Source organism: Sunxiuqinia sp. sy24 (assembly GCF_052677165.1).
This window is the reverse complement of record NZ_JBQYLH010000020.1, coordinates 61,811-79,091: the sequence shown is the minus strand read 5'-3', so window position 1 is coordinate 79,091 and position 17,281 is coordinate 61,811. Positions and strand designations below refer to the sequence as shown.

The following is a 17,281-nucleotide window of genomic DNA, read 5'->3' as shown; positions in this document are numbered from 1 at the left end:
TATAGTCTAAGAGTAATCCAACTAAGACATAGCATCCACCAACAACAAGCAGAATTTACTGGAAGCATACATTGATCTGTGTCAAGCTTAAGGAGAAGGCTGAGAATAACTATTGAACGGAGGCTCAAGCTACCTTTTCCGGTAGGCCCGGGGAGTTACATTCATCACTTTTCGAAACTGTCGTGAGAAATAAAACTGGTCATCGTAGCCCAGCTGGTAAGCCACTTCGGCTATACTAAGCGATCGCTTATCCAACAACTGGCAAGCTCGCTGAATCTTCAACTGAATAAAGTATTCAATGGGAGAATAGCCCGTGCGATTTTGGAACATACGCGAGTAATGCGACGAAGAAAGGCCAACAACCGAAGCAATTTGTTCCAACTTCAGTTTTCGATCCAGATTCTCCAACATAAAGTTAATGCTCTGAGCAACCACATCATCCTCATCCGAAAGCTTTACTTCACGAAATTGCTGCAAATGTGAAAAGGATGCTAGCAGATAGTGCAGGCAAAGATTGACATACTCCAGCGTTTCCTGACTATAGCCTCTTTCCAGGTTTCGGAAGATTTCAGCAAACAAATTAAGGCGATCGTGAATACGGGAGTTTTTCTCTCGTTTGATATCCCGGCACTCGCCCGATAATCGATGAAACAACATTGCCTTTTCTCCGGTAAAATGAATCCAGTGAATAGACCATGGCCGTTGTGACGACGAGTGGTACGCATGATTCACTCCCGGAGGAATGATGAAATATTGATCTGCATGAATTAGATAGTCCACTTCCTTCATCCGGATAATGCCTTCGCCATGCAAACAATAGATTAATATATACTGATCGCTCCCCTGCTCACGCAGCCTAAAGTGATGCTTTGCCTGTGGGTAATAACCAATGTCAGTAAAGTACAAATCATTAATCAATCGGTTTTGTTTGATCAGCGTAATCACCTTCTCAGGCAAGACAAAACTGAGCTGCCCCGGAAAACCTTCTTCTTTCTTCATGCGAAAATTAATTTAAAACAGGCCATTGCATTCATTTCAGACCAAAATGCAAGTCTCACAAAATTATCAAAATATCAACAACTCCAAACCACAAAAATAAGTTTTAAACACTCAAAAAACTGTTTTTCAAACAGGAACACAGACATCAGCCATCCTTACAAAAAGCAATATTATCCATAAAATCACGAAATAGTTCATTTCAAATTTACACATTTGATGCTAGATTTGTCAATTAGTATAACCCCATAAACCTAAACACATGAACAAAAGGTTCATTTTCGGCATTACATTGATCTCCGCATTAGGAGGACTTCTTTTTGGCTACGACTGGGTGGTCATTGGCGGCGCCAAACCATTCTACGAACGTTATTTTGACATTGTCAACTCCGCCAACTTGCAGGGATGGGCCATGAGCAGTGCCCTGATTGGCTGCTTGTTCGGAGCCTTATCTTCCGGATTCATTTCTGACCGGTATGGACGCAAACCGTCGCTTATTGGCGCTGCGGCCTTATTTACCATTTCGGCTCTGGGTACCGGCTATGTGTCACTATTTACTCCATTCATTGTTTTCCGTCTTGTAGGCGGACTCGGTATCGGACTAGCCTCCGCTATCTCGCCGGTTTATATTGCTGAAATAGCTCCTGCCTCTATTCGCGGACGCTTGGTTTCAGTTAATCAACTAACCATTGTTATTGGGATTCTATCCGCTCAAATAATCAACCTACTAATTGCCGACAAAGTGGAGCCGGAAGCCACCGACCTGGCCATCCTGAATTCGTGGAATGGCCAATGGGGATGGCGCTGGATGTTCTGGGCCGAAACAGTTCCTGCCACCCTATTTTTCGTACTAGCCTTTTTCATTCCCGAAAGTCCACGTTTTTTAATGAAAAAAGGAGCCAATGCATCTGCCCGTAAAACACTGGCACGCATCGGAGGCGACAGGTATGCTGAACAAGAAGAAACCGCCATCAACGCATCCTTCACCGAACACTCCTCACGAATTAACTGGAGTAAGCTCCGCTCAAAAAAAATACGTCCGATACTTCTTATTGGAATCGTCCTGGCCGTATTTCAGCAATGGTGCGGCATCAATGTCATTTTCAATTATGCCGAAGAGGTATTTACTTCTGCTGGCTATTCATTGAATGATATGCTATTCAATATTGTGATTACGGGAACAGTGAACCTCATCTTTACCCTAATCGCTATGCGGGTGGTGGATAGCTGGGGGCGCCGAAAACTGCTTTTGCTCGGAGCCATGGGCCTGGCTATCATTTACCTGGCGATGGGAATCTGCTTTTTCTTTGAACTGCAAGGTCTGGCAATATTGAGCCTGGTTCTTCTGGCTATCGCTACGTATGCCATGACATTAGCACCGGTTACCTGGGTGGTCTTGTCCGAGATTTTCCCAAACAGTATCCGGGGTGCCGCTATGGCTATCGCCACCATGTCGCTATGGATTGGAAGTTTCGTACTCACTTACACCTTCCCTATTTTAAACAAACTACTGAATGCCAGCGGCACATTTTGGCTGTACGCATTTATTTGTTTGGCTGGCTTTCTGTTTATCTTGAAAAAGCTTCCTGAGACAAAAGGGAAAAGTTTGGAAGAAATTGAAAAGTTAGAGACCGAAAATTGAACTTCTTATTTATAAAACACAGAACATGAAATACGCTAATATCATAATCCTTTTACTGACCTTTTTTGCTACGGCCTGTCAACCACAAGCAGACAAAAATCAAATTGATTTGGCTGGAAGCTGGCAATATAAACTGGATCCTAGTGATAAAGGGACTCAAGAGGAATGGTTCAACCGTAATTTTGAAGGTATCCTGGAGTTACCTGGCTCATTAACCACCAACAATATTGGTAATGAAGTGTCGGTGAACACCCCATGGACCGGACAAATCGTGGATAGCTCCTATTTCAAAAGCCCCAAATATTCCAAATACCGGGAGCCGGGAAATATTAAGATCCCCTGCTGGCTCCAACCCATAAAATACTACAAAGGAGCAGCTTGGTATCAAAAAGAAGTAACTATTCCTGAAGATTGGAAAGGACAAGCCATTGAGCTATACCTGGAACGTTGCCATTGGGAAAGCCAGGTTTGGGTTGACGGACAGGAAGCAGGTATGCAAAACTCGCTTGGAACCGCCCATCAATACAACTTAACCAGCCTGCTGACTCCCGGCAAACATCGCCTGACCGTATGTGTCGACAACCGTGTGAAAGAAATTGACCCCGGTCTGAATTCGCACAGTATTTCAGATCATACCCAATCGAACTGGAATGGTATGATTGGAGAGCTGTTACTAAAAGCGCAAGCGCCAATCCACATCAAAAACATACAGGCATTTCCTGACCTTGCTACCAAGTCATTTAAAGTCAGAGCCACGGTGCTTAACACGGGTTCAGTTAAGCAAAACGGGAAATTTCGATTGAATGTACAGCCTCATAACTTCAAATCGAACGAAGACATTGCAACGGTAAACTACACTGCCGAACTATTACCCGGAGAAAACGAGGTAGAGCTTTCCTGCCAATTGGGAGAATCAGCTGCCTTGTGGGACGAATTCACCCCTAACCTATACGAGTTGAACCTTCAACTGCAAACAGAAGGAACTCAGTCCAGCAAAAGCATAATCACCGGTCTTCGCGAATTCAAAGTTGAAGGAAGCCGGTTTGCCATTAACGGACGCCCAATCTTTTTGAGAGGGACTCTGGAATGTGCCATCTTCCCAAAAACAGGCTATCCTCCATGCGATACCACCGAGTGGAAACGCATTATGCGAATTGTAAAAGCTCATGGTTTGAACCACATTCGCTTTCATTCGTGGTGCCCACCCAAAGCTGCTTTCACTGCAGCCGATGAACTAGGTGTTTACCTGCAGGTGGAATGCTCGTCATGGGCAAATACCACGACTACCATTGGCGATGGGAAACCAATTGACACTTACCTGTGGGATGAAAGCAAGCGAATGGTTGAAGCCTATGGCAATCATCCTTCATTTTGCCTGATGGCCTATGGCAATGAACCTGCGGGAAGAAACCAACGAGAATTCTTATCCGATTTCGTCAATTTCTGGACTGAAAATGATTCCCGCCGTGTTTACACCGGGGGCGCCGGCTGGCCGGTTATTGAGGCCAACAGCTTTCACAACATCCCGGGGCCAAGAATTCAGGGCTGGGGTGAAGGGCTGAACAGTATCATCAACAGCCAGTCTCCTCGCAGCGACTATGACTGGCGCAACGATCTTACGGCTGACGGGAAACCCGTTGTCAGTCACGAAATTGGCCAGTGGTGTGCCTATCCAAATTTCAAAGAAATTGAAAAATATGATGGCGTTCTGAAAGCCAGAAACTTTGAAATCTTTCAGGAAAGCCTGGAAAAACAAGGCATGATTCATTTGGCAGATCGCTTTTTACTGGCTTCGGGAAAACTGCAAGCCCTTTGCTACAAAGCAGACATTGAAGCAGCCCTGAGAACGCCAGGATTTGCCGGCTTCCAGTTACTCGATCTGCATGATTTTCCGGGACAGGGAACTGCCCTTGTGGGTGTTCTAGACGCTTTTTGGGATGAAAAAGGTTATGTCAGTCCGGAAGAATACAGCGAATTCTGTAATGCCATCGTTCCATTGGCCCGCTTGAAAAAACATATTTTCACAGTTGGCGATACTTTACAAGCTTCCATTGAAGTAGCCAATTTTAATTCCGATATTCTGCATCAGGCCAAATCTGGCTGGAGCTTAAAAACAACCGATGGCTCCACGGTAGCCCAAGGAATTTTCAAACAGCAAGACATTCCTATTGGCAACTGCTTTACCTTAGGACAGCTGAATTACATTTTTAAAACGAACGATTCGCCCAAGCAACTCCGACTGGAAGTCAGCATTGAAAATGCCATCAACCACTGGGATCTTTGGGTGTATCCTGCTCAAAAAACCGCTACTCCATCGGAAATTCTGGTTACCCGCAAATTGAACCGCCAAGCTATTGACCAACTTAACAAAGGCGGAAAAGTTTTACTCAGCCTGGGAAAAGGCACCGTACAAGAAGGGCATGGAGGTGAAGTTGGAGTCGGCTTTTCATCCATCTTCTGGAATACTGCATGGACCCGTGGACAAAAACCACACACCTTAGGTATTCTATGCAATCCAGATCATCCGGCATTAAGCCAATTTCCAACGGAATACTACAGCAACTGGCAATGGTGGGATGCTGTTTCGCATGCCGATGCTATCAATATCAGCCAGCTAAATCCGGAAATTGACCCAATCGTCCGTATCATCGATGACTGGGTAACTAATCGTCCACTAGCTCTGCTCTTGGAAGTCACCGTCGGAAAAGGGAAGCTCTTAGTTAGCGGTGCTGATTTGACCTCCAACCTGCAAGAACGTCCGGCTGCCCAACAGCTTCGAGTAAGCCTGGAGCAGTACATGCTCAGCGAACAATTCAACCCGAAACAAAACAGCAGCATTGAACAACTCAAAAGTCTATTACAATAAATCAATTTGACATGAACTTTAAACTACTAATTTTACTACTCACTACCCTCTTCCTTGGGCCATTAACTCAAGCTCAGGAAAATCCACTTTCCCTCGCCGGAGAGTGGTCGATCAAACTGGATCCGGACAATTTGGGAGAACAAGAACAATGGGCCGAAAGCTCATTCAGCGGCACAATCCAACTTCCGGGGACAACCGACGAAGCCCAACTGGGAGAAAAGACCTCAGGTTCCGACTACGGGATTTTAACCCGGGCGTACAAGTACATTGGAGCAGCCTGGTATCAACGGGAAATTATAATCCCCAAAAACCTGCGCAACAAAAACATCGAACTATTTCTGGAACGGGTACTCTGGGAGTCCAAAGTGTGGATTGACGGAAAACAATGCGACACACAAGATGGCCTTGGAGTTCCTCACATGCACCAACTGGGAAAACTTAGCCCCGGGAAACATACGCTTACCGTGCGCGTCAATAACGACATGATTCACAACATTGGCGACAAAGGGCATACTTACAGTGAATACACGCAGTCGATCTGGAATGGCATTGTTGGTAAAATTGAACTTCGTGCAGCAGAAGCAGTCCACATCGACCGGCTTAAAACATGGCCTGATGTTGACAAGAATAAACTGACCGTTACTTTCGAAACAGAAAATGAAGGGAAAACAACCAAGGTAAACTACTATTTCAAACTGACCGACTTAAGCTCGGGCGAGGTGGTTCTCGACACAAAAGAAAAAGCCACAGTTGCCAACGGTAGCAGTGATGCTTCATTCAATTTCAAAATTGATCAACCCGTTAAGAAATGGGATGAATTCACGCCGAACCTGTATGAACTTACAGTTACTGCTGCAGCTGGAAAAGACCGCGAAACACATCAAACTCGTTTTGGGTTCCGAAAAGTGAGCCATTCAAAATCGAAAATTCTGATCAACGACCAACCGGTTTTTATGCGTGGAAACCTGGATTGTGTTCATTTCCCGCTAACGGGCTACCCCTCTTGCGATCCTACTGAATGGGAACGTATTTTCAAAATTTACAAGTCTTACGGACTGAATCATGTCCGCTTTCACTCCTGGTGTCCGCCCGAAGCTGCGTTTATTGCCGCCGACCGGCTTGGCCTATACCTGCAGGCCGAAATTCTGTGGATTGACTGGTGGATGACTTCCGCCCCCGAAGACCGCCCGGATATGTACACCAAAGGATTACCCGAAGGTCTGGGCAAAAACCCATCGGCCGATGCTTACGTACAGGCCGAAATGCAACGCATGCTGGACGCCTATGGAAACCACCCTTCCTTTACCATGTTTTGCATCGGCAATGAATTGGGGAACTCCGATTTCGACACCATGCAACAATGGGTTGAAAAAGCTAAAAACGAAGATAATCGTCGCCTGTATTCTGTTTCAACGGCCCGAAAAATCATGCCTGTTGACCAATACATGGCTACGCACAACATTCCAGGCGTAGGACGCACCTATGGCGTAAGTGGCTATACCACTGATTTTGATTTGGAGAAGCATTACTCGCAAGCCAATATCCCAATTATTGCGCATGAAGTTGGCCAGTTTCCGGTTTACCCACTTTGGAGCGAGATCGACAAATACACCGGCGTTTTAAAAGCCCGTAACCTCGAAGAGTGTCGTGAGTCGGCGAAAAAGAATCACCTGTTAGGCATGAACCGGCAGTTTCACGAGGCCAGTGGAGCCATTCAGGACTTGCTTTACAAAGCGCACGTTGAAAACCTGTTTCGCACCGAGTCCTGCGCCGGCTTTCAACTTTTAAGCATGCAAGATTATCAGGGTCAAGGTGAAGCGCTGGTTGGCTGGCTCGATTGTTTCTGGGATGCCAAAGGCAATACCACGCCTGAAAGCTTCCGGCGCTATTCCAACACCGTTGTTCCTTTGGCCCGATTCGAGAAATTTGTTTGGGAGAATCAGGAAAACTTTTCCGCCAAACTACAAGTAGCCAACTACGGCCCTTCCCCACTTCAAACAACGGCTACCTGGCAACTAACATCTGCCTATGGGCAGCTGATTCAGCAAGGAACAATTGATGATTTTAACGTTGAGCGTGGCGCGCTGAAAACCATTGGAGAAGCAACAATCTCCCTTGATCAGATTCAGCAAGCCGGGAAATATACCTTCAGCATTACCTTAAATGACACCGATTTTTTCAACAGCTGGGACTTGTGGGTTTACCCTCCGGTAACTCCCGAGCAGGAAGAAGTATTAACTGTTGACAAAATTACTCCTGAGGTGCTAGAAGTCCTGCAAAATGGCGGCAAAGTACTCTTGTATGCCAGCGAGCTGGGAACCAGCACAACATCGCGGCCGATTTATTTCACCCCACTTTTCTGGTCAAGCGTATTTTTCCCGGGACAGGCCAATTCAACCTTGGGCTTGTACGTCAACCAAGCTCATCCGGCACTTGCCGGGTTCCCGACTGACAACTTCAGCCATTACCAATGGCAGACGATCAGCAAAGGCCGGTCTTTCGTGCTGAGTGATCACCCGAACCTGCTTCCGGTGGCACAGCCCATAAGCGACTTCCATATCAATGATAAGCTGGGATCCATTTTCGAATGTAAAGTTGGAAATGGTAAACTAATGGTATGTGGCTATGATATCTCGGATGACAGCAAGCCTGTTGCCCGTCAGCTAAAACACAGCCTGCTGAACTACATGAACCAGAGTAATTTCAATCCATCGTATCAACTAAGTGAAAATGAAATCAAAGACCTTTTCTATTTTGTCCAGCCTGCTGTATCTCAAGCTCCGGAAGGATTTGAGGAAGCCGTCTTGTATGTAAAAAGTGGTGCTAACCGGACAGCAACAGGTTCAAAGGAATGGAAAAAAAGCTTCGATAAAATCCTGGTTCAGAAAGCTGGTTGCGATTATGATGTAGCCGCTCAAGACACCTGGAATGACGGAACGGAGTCAGCTTGGACTGGCCGGGAAATGACCGTCAAACTAAAAACCCCTAACGGCATCATTGGCAACTTGTTTGTTCGTTTTACCGATCCGAACAAGCAAAACCGAGCCGGAACAATCTGGATTGAAGGGCGCGAAATGAAGATCGATAACATTGGACAGGATGGCAAATGGGTAAAACTTTTTGTCATGCGAGAAGATACCAATGATGGAGAAGTCGTTCTCAAAACCAAAGTTCAAAAAGGAGGAAACCTGATGATCAGCGAAATTGGATTGATAGCCGAATAAAACTTAAACTGAGATAAAACACATTTACTGAATATGGCTCCCTGTCCGGCAACGTCATGTTGCCGGACACACAGGGCGAAGTATGCCTTGGAAGCAACCTTTAAAACAATAAAAAACATGAACAATACAGCAAAGGCTTGGCACGAGCAAGTGATCATCCCAACATACGGTATTGGGAAACCGGAGAAGAATCCGATGTTTCTGGAAAAAAGAGTTTACCAGGGAAGTAGCGGCGTTGTTTACCCTTATCCTGTCATTGAGAAAATACTGGATGAGAAAGAAGATAAAGTCTGGAATGCCATTTATCTGGAAAATCAATACATTAAGATTATGATTCTCCCCGAACTGGGAGGACGTATTCAGATGGCTTATGACAAAACCAAGCAACGCCACTTTGTTTACTACAATCAAGTCATTAAGCCGGCATTGGTTGGTTTAACCGGACCGTGGATTTCTGGTGGAATTGAGTTTAACTGGCCCCAGCACCATCGCCCAACCACCTACGATCCTACTGATTCGTACATTGAAGAGAATGAAGACGGCAGTGTAACCGTTTGGTGTCATGAGCTGGAACGCATGTTCCGCACCAAGGGCATGGCCGGATTCACGCTTTACCCGGACAAGGCTTACCTCGAAATTAAAGTAAAGCTCTCCAACCCTACTCCTCACCCACAAACCTTCTTATGGTGGGCCAATCCTGCCGTAAAAGTGAATGACGACTATCATTCCGTCTTCCCGCCTGATGTGAACGCGGTATTTGACCATGGCAAGCGTGATGTTTCCAGCTTCCCAATTGCTACAGGCACTTATTACAAAGTTGACTACTCGGCCGGAGTGGATATTTCGCGTTACAAAAATATTCCGGTGCCTACCAGCTACATGGCCATCACTTCGAAATACAACTTTGTGGGGGGTTACGAAAACGACAGCAAAGGAGGACTTCTTCATGTCGCCGATCACCATCAATCTCCCGGTAAAAAACAATGGACCTGGGGCAACGGAGATTTTGGACAAGCCTGGGACCGTAATCTCACCGACGAGGATGGCCCATACATTGAGTTGATGTGTGGTGTTTATACCGATAATCAACCCGATTTTAGCTGGCTGCAACCATACGAAGAGAAAAGTTTCAAGCAGTATTTTATGCCTTATCGCGACTTGGGAATGGTTAAAAATGCCACCAAAGAGGCCATGCTCAATCTGGAGTCGGAGAACGGAAAAACCCGCATCCGGGTTTATACAACCGCCGGCTACCCGGGAGCAACAATCTGCTTAAAGAATTCCGGCGAGGTGATCTTCGAACAAACCGTTGACCTTTCACCTGAATCCAGCTTCGATACAAGCATTGAAGGGACAATCTCTCCCAACGATGCTTACCTGTCGGTAACCGATTCCAATGGCTCAATTTTGGTTGATTGGAAAACCGAAAAGGAAGAATTAAAACCGGCTCCGGATCCGGCCAAAGCTGCCAAAGACCCAGAAGACATTCATTCGATAGAACAACTCTACCTTCGTGGCTTGCACCTGGAACAGTACCGCCATGCCACCTACTGTCCAACAGATTATTACCTCGAAGCACTAAAAAGAGAACCGGGAGATGTTCGCAACAACAATGCAATGGGCTTATGGCTCATGCGCCGGGGACAATTTGCTCAGGCTGAGCCTTATTTCCGCCGGGCAATTGAAACCCTGACCGAACGCAATCCCAATCCTTATGACGGAGAACCCTTATACAACCTGGGCTTCTGCCTCCGTATGCTGGGCAAAACAGATGAAGCCTATGATTCTTTTTTCAAAGCCACATGGAATGGAGCGTGGCAGGACAGCGGCTTCTTTCAGGCAGCACAGATTGATGCACTCCGGGGAGATTATGAGAAAGCGCTGGAACTATGCGACCGCTCACTTTGGAGAAACTGGCTGAATCAAAAAGCCCGTCATCTTAAGGTTACTCTGCTCCGAAAGCTCAAGAAAAACGAGAAAGCACTAAAACTTGCAGAAGAATCGCTCGAGATGGACCGTTTCAGCTTTGGTATCTTATACGAAAAATACCTGCTTTTGAACGATCGTACGATTTTAGAAGAAATGGAAGCATTGATTCGGAATAATGTACACAACTACATCGAGTTTTCGCTGAACTATGGCATGGCAGGTTTCTATTCCGAAGCGACTGATTTTATCTCGCTTTACATCGATAAACACGAAGCAGCCTACCCCATGGCCTGGTATTTCAAAGGTTATTATCTGATCAAATCAGGACAGGCTAAAGAAGCAAAAGCAGCTTTTGAAAAGGCTTCACAGATGCAGCCGGACTACTGCTTCCCCAATAAACTGGAAGAACTGCTGGCTTTGCAGGAAACTGTCAACATTCGTTCAGAAGATGCTAAAGCATGGTATTACATGGGGAACTTCTGGTATGGAGTTCGTCAACATGCCGAAGCAATCGAATGCTGGGAGCAATCAACAACTTTAGACGACTCATTTCCAACCGTCCACCGAAACCTGGCATTGGCTTATTACAACAAACAACAAAATCCGCAAGCCGCCAAACAAGCCCTGGAGAAAGCGTTCGAGCTGGATAATTCCGATCCTCGCGTGCTGATGGAACTGGATCAACTTTATAAGAAATTAGGTGTATCCGCAAGCGAGCGTTTATCACTATTGGAGCAATATCCAGCCTTAGTTGATTTCCGTGATGACCTTTACCTGGAGCGAGCCACCTTGTACAACCTGCTTGGGCAAGAAGAAAAAGCCCTGGAATCAATCATGAAACGCAAGTTCCACCCTTGGGAAGGAGGCGAAGGAAAAGTCACTGGGCAATATTTGTTCAGTCATATTGAACTGGCCAAAAAAGCCATCAAGCTAGGTACATTTTCAAAGGCTATCCCGCTTCTCGAAGCGTGCTTTGAATATCCTCATAATCTGGGTGAAGGAAAACTGGCCGGGGCACAGGAAAATGACATCAACTATTGGCTTGGTTGCGCCTATGCCGGCATGGGAGAAACGGAAAAAGCCCAGACCGCATGGGAACAGGCAGCCATCGGATTATCTGAGCCATCTGCAGCCATGTACTACAACGACCAGCAGCCTGACAAAATCTTTTACCAAGGATTGGCACTCCGCAAACTGGGCCGGATGGACGAAGCCAACGGGCGTTTCAACAAATTGCTGAAGTACGGCGAAAAACAACTGTTCGTCCCTTTTAAAATGGACTACTTTGCCGTTTCGCTTCCCGACTTGCTCATCTTTGAAGATGACCTTCAAAAAAGGCACGAGTTGCACTGCCATTACCTGATGGGACTGGGTAATTTGGGACTGGGCAATATCGAAAAAGCACAACAGGCTTTTGACCTCATCCTGCAATTCGACCCCATGCACATCGGAGCAATAACCAGTTTACAATTAATCGAAAAAGGACTGTTCGCATGATAAGCAACCTCATACAATCAAAAGGAAACCTTCCAAAGAGACTTCTCTTTGGGGGGCTTGCTGCGCTAGGCATAATGCCACAGCAAGGAATTTCAGCAGAAAAAGGAAAAGAACAACCCAATGTTATTGTCATTCTGACCGATGATGTTGGCTACGGTGATCTGGGCTGCTATGGTGCTACCAAAGTAAAAACACCGAACATCGACCAACTGGCAAGCGAAGGTATTCGTTTTACCAGTGCTTATGCACCGGCTTCAACCTGCACGCCTAGCCGATTTTCGTTGATCACCGGGCAATATGCCTGGCGTAAAAATGCAGGAATTTTACCTGGCGATGCTCCCATGTTAATCAAGCCGGATGAACTGACTCTGCCAGCTCTTATGCAAAAGCAAGGTTACACCACGGCTTGTGTGGGCAAATGGCATCTGGGCTTAGGTGAAGGAAATCCGGATTTTAACCAGCAAATCAAGCCGGGGCTTCAAACCATTGGCTTTGACTATTCCTTCATCATTCCGGCAACCAACGATCGGGTGCCTTGCGTTTACCTGGAGAATGATCAGGTGGTTGGTCTTGAGGCCAATGATCCGATTCAGGTGAGTTTTAAAGGCCCCGTTGGAAACTGGCCTACCGGAAAAGAGCATCCGGAACTACTTAAGCTCATGTACCTGCACGGGCACGACCAAACCATTGTAAATGGCATCAGCCGGATTGGCTATATGACCGGAGGAAAAAATGCCCTTTGGGTGGATGAGCACATGTCGGAAGACATAACCAGCAAAGCCGTTGAGTTTATTCAAAAGAATAAAGATCAAGCCTTCTTCCTTTACTTTGCACCACACACCATTCACGAACCACGCGTACCCAATGCTCAATTTAAAGGCTCCAGCGAATGCGGGGTTTATGGCGATGTGTTGCAGGAGATGGACTGGTCAGTTGGTCAAATCATGCAAGCCCTTAAAGAAAACGGGCTTGACGAAAATACGCTGGTCATCTTCTCCAGCGATAACGGCCCCCGTGTAGAAGAAGGCTACCGAGACGGCGGTTTAGCTAATTTGAACGACCATGATCCGGCCGGCGGGTTGCGTGGCGGAAAGTATACCTTATTTGAAGGCGGAACGCGAATGCCATTGATCTCACGATGGAAAGGAACCATCAAGCCCGGAACATCCGATGCCATCTTAGGGTACATTGATCTCTTTGCATCATTTGCAGAGCTGACCAACTACAAGCTCGAAAAAGGAGAAGCTCCGGATAGCCGGACAGCAATGGATGTTATTTTGGGAAAACGCAGTAAAACACGCCACAACGAAGTACTCACGCAAAACAATTTTGGAACCAATGCGGTCCGAAAAGGCGATTGGAAGTTTATTCCTCAGCTAAAAGGAACATCCCAACCGATGCTTTTCAACTTAAAAGAAGATGTTGCTGAGACCACCAATTTAAGCGATCAGTACCCCCAAAAGGTGAAAGAATTTGAGGCCATTCTGGAAACCGTAAAACAAGGGGAAGGCTACCGGTAAACACCGGCAAGTGAGAGAGCCACAAGCGATGTCAATCAACCAACAGGCAATAAAGCCGACTTTTACGATTGATCTATAATAAAAAAGGGAGCATTAGTTTAATCTTGACTAATGCTCCCTTTTCCGTCTTACAGCTTAATGTGTTTTTTTAGTTCCAGCAATAACTCCACATCTTGATCTCTCAGCCTCCCCTCCCGGTTGGGCGGACAATTTAAGATCAGAATGTTATCCTGCGCTGTTGCTTGTTCGTACAGTTTCACCAACTCATCAATCGATTTAAACGTGGTATCTGTTGTGTTGTAAAACCAGCGCTGGCTAATGCATACCGTAGATTCCCAAGGCATGTAATACCTTTTACCATCGTGCGTAAATACCTTCGGATCATTGGCTACCGGCAAGTACGGATCGCCCAGGCGGAAATCGCTGGGAAAATAGCGAATGGGGTATCCTTCTTTTTGATCCTTTGGATATACGGGGTGATGATCCGGATTTTCAGGCAGCCCAATTGTCCAGTTGATCCCTACCTGGCATTGTGGCTCGCGTGATTTGATGGTTTCATAAATCCGGGCAACGGGCCAGCGGTCATTTTCTTTCAGCCAACCACCATCAAACCAAAACTCAACAATCTCCGTGATCGGCTTGGTAATGTCCATCAACTCGTTTAGCTGATCAATCATGTAGTTATTGTAGGCTTCGTCCAGCATGGCATCTTTCACATCGCCATTCCGGTTCCGATCCCACAGTGAATAGTACAAGCCCAGACCAATATCGTATTTCTGACACGCTTTGGCTACGGCTTCAACAACATTGGTGGTGTTCCCCGAATTCGCCACATCATACTCGGTATATTTGCTATCCCAAAGGCAAAAGCCATCATGGTGCTTCGTTATCAGGATCACATATTTCATTCCGGCATCCTTGGCGGTTTTGATCCACTGATCCGCATCAATCGCTGTTGGTTGATACGATTCAACGGGCTTCGATCCATCGGTCCATTCCATGTCATGAAAGGTATTGATTCCGAAATGGATGAACATACCATACTTCCGTTCAATTTGCTCAAGTTGGTGTTTGTTGGGTTTTTCAGAAGGAACAGGCCATAAGCATTTCTGAGATTTCTGCCCCATGCTGGTCGTTGCAACAACCAGAACAATACAAAGTGTAAACAAAATTCGTTTCATCGTCAGGTAGATTAATTTATTAATTGCATGTTTGAACCGAACTGATAGCTTTGGCCTTTCTCCGTTTGCTTCAGCTCAATCATTTGATCTCCATATTTCAGTGTTACCGGCAAGCCATTCAGCGATGTTATTGTTGCCTGAGTCAATTGACCGTTTTGCCAGTCAATAGCCACGATGAAGCCACCCCGCGCTTTTAATCCTTCCACTTTACCCGTTGCCCAGGCAGAAGGTAAGGCTGGCAGCAAGTCGATATATCCCGCGTGACTTTGAAGTAGCATTTCGGCAATACCGGCCGTTGAACCAAAATTGGCATCCATTTGGAACGGAGGATGTTGCCCGAATAAGTTTGGAGAAGTACTTTTGGCCAATACCGTGTTCAGACTCTCCTTGGCTTTATCGCCATCATGCAGACGCGCATATTGATTAATCAGCCAGGCTGCACTCCAGCCCGTGTGGCCGCCTCCATTGGCAATGCGATGATCCAGGGACTTACGGGCGGCTTCCATCAACTCGGGAGCGCTTTCAAAATTAATTTGAGCCCCCGGATGCATGGCAAACAAATGAGAAATATGACGATGCCCAGGCTCCACCTCCGGAAACTCCTCGGCCCACTCCATCAGTCGACCATCCGAACCAACTTTGGATCCAGCCAGTTTCGCTTGTGCTTTGGCTACTTTACCGACGAGTTCCTTCTCAATGCCTAAAATCTGCGAAGCATGAACATAATCGGCAAACAGCTGCCAGATCACTTGCTGGTCGTGCGTTGGCCCCATGCTAATTTGGCTGCGGCTTCCATCCGGAGCAATAAACGTATTCTCGGGCGACACAGCCGGACCAGACAACTGCTTCCCGGTTTCGGGATCTTCAACCAGCCAATCCATGTAAAACTCAACCGAACCTTCAAGAACGGGATACATTCGTTTTAAAAATTCCTTGTCGTGGGTAAAGGCATAATGCTCAAAAATATGGGTGCTGATCCAGGCACCACCACCAGAGTGTAAGCCCCAGCTAGCCATTTCGCCCGGCGAGGTATAGCCCCAAACGTTTGAAACCGGATGAACCACCCAGCCATTCATCTGGTATTGAACTTGGGCTGTTTTTTCTCCCGGCTCCGCCATCATCTCAATAAAATCAAACAAGGGCAGGTGCATTTCCGAAAGGTTAGTCACCTCTACCGGCCAGTAATTCATTTGCACATTCACATCGGTATGGTAATCGCCATTCCAGGGCGTTTGGATTTTGTTAGCCCAAAGACCTTGCAAGTTGGCCGGCAAAGTTCCGGGTCGAGAGGACGCAATCATTAGGTAACGACCATATTGAAACAACAACTCAGCCAGATGTGGATCCTTTTTTGTTTCCTTGAAGATCGCCAATCGCTCATCTGTTGGGATAGCCGTCAGTTCTTCTGGTGTAATATCCAAACTCACCCGGTTAAAATAGCTTTGATATTCATTCAGGTGGGCTTGTTTCAAATCGGTGTAACTTTTTTCAGAAGCCGCTTGAAGTCGTTTACTCGTTAGAGCAGCATAGTCGCGCCCTTTGAAGATGGGGTAATCCAATACATAATCTGTCGATGCTGTCAACAAAAGCGTTACTTCGTCGGCATCCTTAACCGTCAAGCCTGCATCGCCAGAGCTAACTGTTCCTCCGTTAGTGATCGCTTTTAAGCGAGCCATGTAGTGCAAGTTTTCGCCTCCTTTGCCATCACTAAGTGCTCCGCTCATGATCAACTCATCGCCTTTAGCGTAGGTTTTAAAACGCTCCGGACGATCCAGTTCACAACTAAAAGAAAGCTGTCCGGGTTTGTCTGCCGTTAAACGAACAACCATCACCTGATCAGGCTGACTGACAAAAACTTCTCTTTTGAAAGTCACCCCATCCTGAACGTAAGTCACGCGTGCGATCGCATCCGTTAAATCCAACTCACGATAATAGCTATCGTAGGGCATCTTTTTGTCAAAGTCGATGCGTAAATCGCCCAGTGTTTGGAAACAACCAAACGGGACTTCTGCGCCATTGCCATGCCCGGTTCCTTTACCTTGACAGATTTGGGTTTGATTGGTCAGCGCTGTTGCTTTCTGATACTTTCCATCATTCAAGAGGTCACGAATTTCACCCAGGTGTTTATGGGCTTCGGGGTTGTCATTTTCATCCACACTTCCCGACCACATGCTCTCTTCGCTTAGCTGAATGCGCTCCTGGTGGACATCACCAAAAACCATAGCGCCCAGAGAGCCATTTCCCAAAGGCAAAGCACTTAACCACTGAGGATCATCTTTCCATCCATTAGGATCATCAGCAACGGTGGCATCTGCCGGCTGATCGTACCAAATTTTAACAGGCTCTTTCGGCGGCTTCGTACATGAAACACAGAGCACTAAAACGAGTAGTGTAAAAACGTTCATTGAGTTTTTCATAAGTAGTAG

At 46.4% G+C, this 17,281-nt stretch carries 8 protein-coding genes; 5 read left to right on the top strand and 3 right to left on the bottom strand.

Going from position 1 to position 17,281, the window contains the following annotated elements; translation table 11 throughout:
- Positions 1 to 129: 129 nt before the first annotated feature.
- Positions 130 to 999, bottom strand: a complete 870-nt coding sequence (locus tag ACUNWA_RS16345) for an AraC family transcriptional regulator (protein ID WP_445592999.1) — start codon at positions 997 to 999, stop codon at positions 130 to 132.
- A 259-nt stretch (positions 1,000 to 1,258) separates the two neighbouring features.
- Here ACUNWA_RS16345 and ACUNWA_RS16340 point away from each other — a divergent pair, with 259 nt between their 5' ends.
- The 5 genes from ACUNWA_RS16340 (at position 1,259) to ACUNWA_RS16320 (ending at position 13,674) form a co-directional block, all read left to right on the top strand.
- Positions 1,259 to 2,638, top strand: coding sequence for a sugar porter family MFS transporter (locus tag ACUNWA_RS16340; protein WP_445592998.1), 1,380 nt, complete (start codon positions 1,259 to 1,261; stop codon positions 2,636 to 2,638).
- A 25-nt stretch (positions 2,639 to 2,663) separates the two neighbouring features.
- A complete protein-coding gene (locus ACUNWA_RS16335) occupies positions 2,664 to 5,504 on the top strand; it encodes a sugar-binding domain-containing protein (RefSeq protein WP_445592997.1) in 2,841 nt (946 codons plus the stop codon).
- Positions 5,505 to 5,515: 11 nt separating this feature from the next.
- Positions 5,516 to 8,728: a sugar-binding domain-containing protein gene (locus ACUNWA_RS16330; RefSeq protein ID WP_445592996.1), complete on the top strand. Its 3,213-nt coding sequence runs from the start codon at positions 5,516 to 5,518 to the stop codon at positions 8,726 to 8,728.
- Positions 8,729 to 8,845: 117 nt separating this feature from the next.
- Positions 8,846 to 12,154, top strand: a complete 3,309-nt coding sequence (locus ACUNWA_RS16325) for a DUF5107 domain-containing protein (protein WP_445592995.1) — start codon at positions 8,846 to 8,848, stop codon at positions 12,152 to 12,154.
- The gene (locus ACUNWA_RS16320; RefSeq protein ID WP_445592994.1) at positions 12,151 to 13,674 is read left to right on the top strand and encodes a sulfatase family protein; all 1,524 of its coding nucleotides are present in this window, start codon (positions 12,151 to 12,153) and stop codon (positions 13,672 to 13,674) included. The genes ACUNWA_RS16325 and ACUNWA_RS16320 overlap by 4 nt, the downstream gene beginning before the upstream one ends.
- Before the next feature lie 128 nt (positions 13,675 to 13,802).
- Here the strand turns inward: ACUNWA_RS16320 and ACUNWA_RS16315 are convergent, their stop codons facing one another.
- Both ACUNWA_RS16315 and ACUNWA_RS16310 read right to left on the bottom strand, forming a co-directional pair.
- A complete protein-coding gene (locus ACUNWA_RS16315) occupies positions 13,803 to 14,855 on the bottom strand; it encodes an alpha-L-fucosidase (RefSeq protein WP_445592993.1) in 1,053 nt (350 codons plus the stop codon).
- Between the two features lie 11 nt (positions 14,856 to 14,866).
- Positions 14,867 to 17,272, bottom strand: a complete 2,406-nt coding sequence (locus ACUNWA_RS16310) for a glycoside hydrolase family 95 protein (RefSeq protein WP_445592992.1) — start codon at positions 17,270 to 17,272, stop codon at positions 14,867 to 14,869.
- Between the last annotated feature and the right edge of the window lie 9 nt (positions 17,273 to 17,281).

Bases quoted from the DNA above. Each gene is read 5' to 3' on its own strand.
- ACUNWA_RS16345 (WP_445592999.1), bottom strand. From the start codon at position 999: ATGAAGAAAGAAGAAGGTTTTCCGGGGCAGCTCAGTTTTGTCTTGCCT.
- ACUNWA_RS16340 (WP_445592998.1), top strand. From the start codon at position 1,259: ATGAACAAAAGGTTCATTTTCGGCATTACATTGATCTCCGCATTAGGA.
- ACUNWA_RS16335 (WP_445592997.1), top strand. From the start codon at position 2,664: ATGAAATACGCTAATATCATAATCCTTTTACTGACCTTTTTTGCTACG.
- ACUNWA_RS16330 (WP_445592996.1), top strand. From the start codon at position 5,516: ATGAACTTTAAACTACTAATTTTACTACTCACTACCCTCTTCCTTGGG.
- ACUNWA_RS16325 (WP_445592995.1), top strand. From the start codon at position 8,846: ATGAACAATACAGCAAAGGCTTGGCACGAGCAAGTGATCATCCCAACA.
- ACUNWA_RS16320 (WP_445592994.1), top strand. From the start codon at position 12,151: ATGATAAGCAACCTCATACAATCAAAAGGAAACCTTCCAAAGAGACTT.
- ACUNWA_RS16315 (WP_445592993.1), bottom strand. From the start codon at position 14,855: ATGAAACGAATTTTGTTTACACTTTGTATTGTTCTGGTTGTTGCAACG.
- ACUNWA_RS16310 (WP_445592992.1), bottom strand. From the start codon at position 17,272: ATGAAAAACTCAATGAACGTTTTTACACTACTCGTTTTAGTGCTCTGT.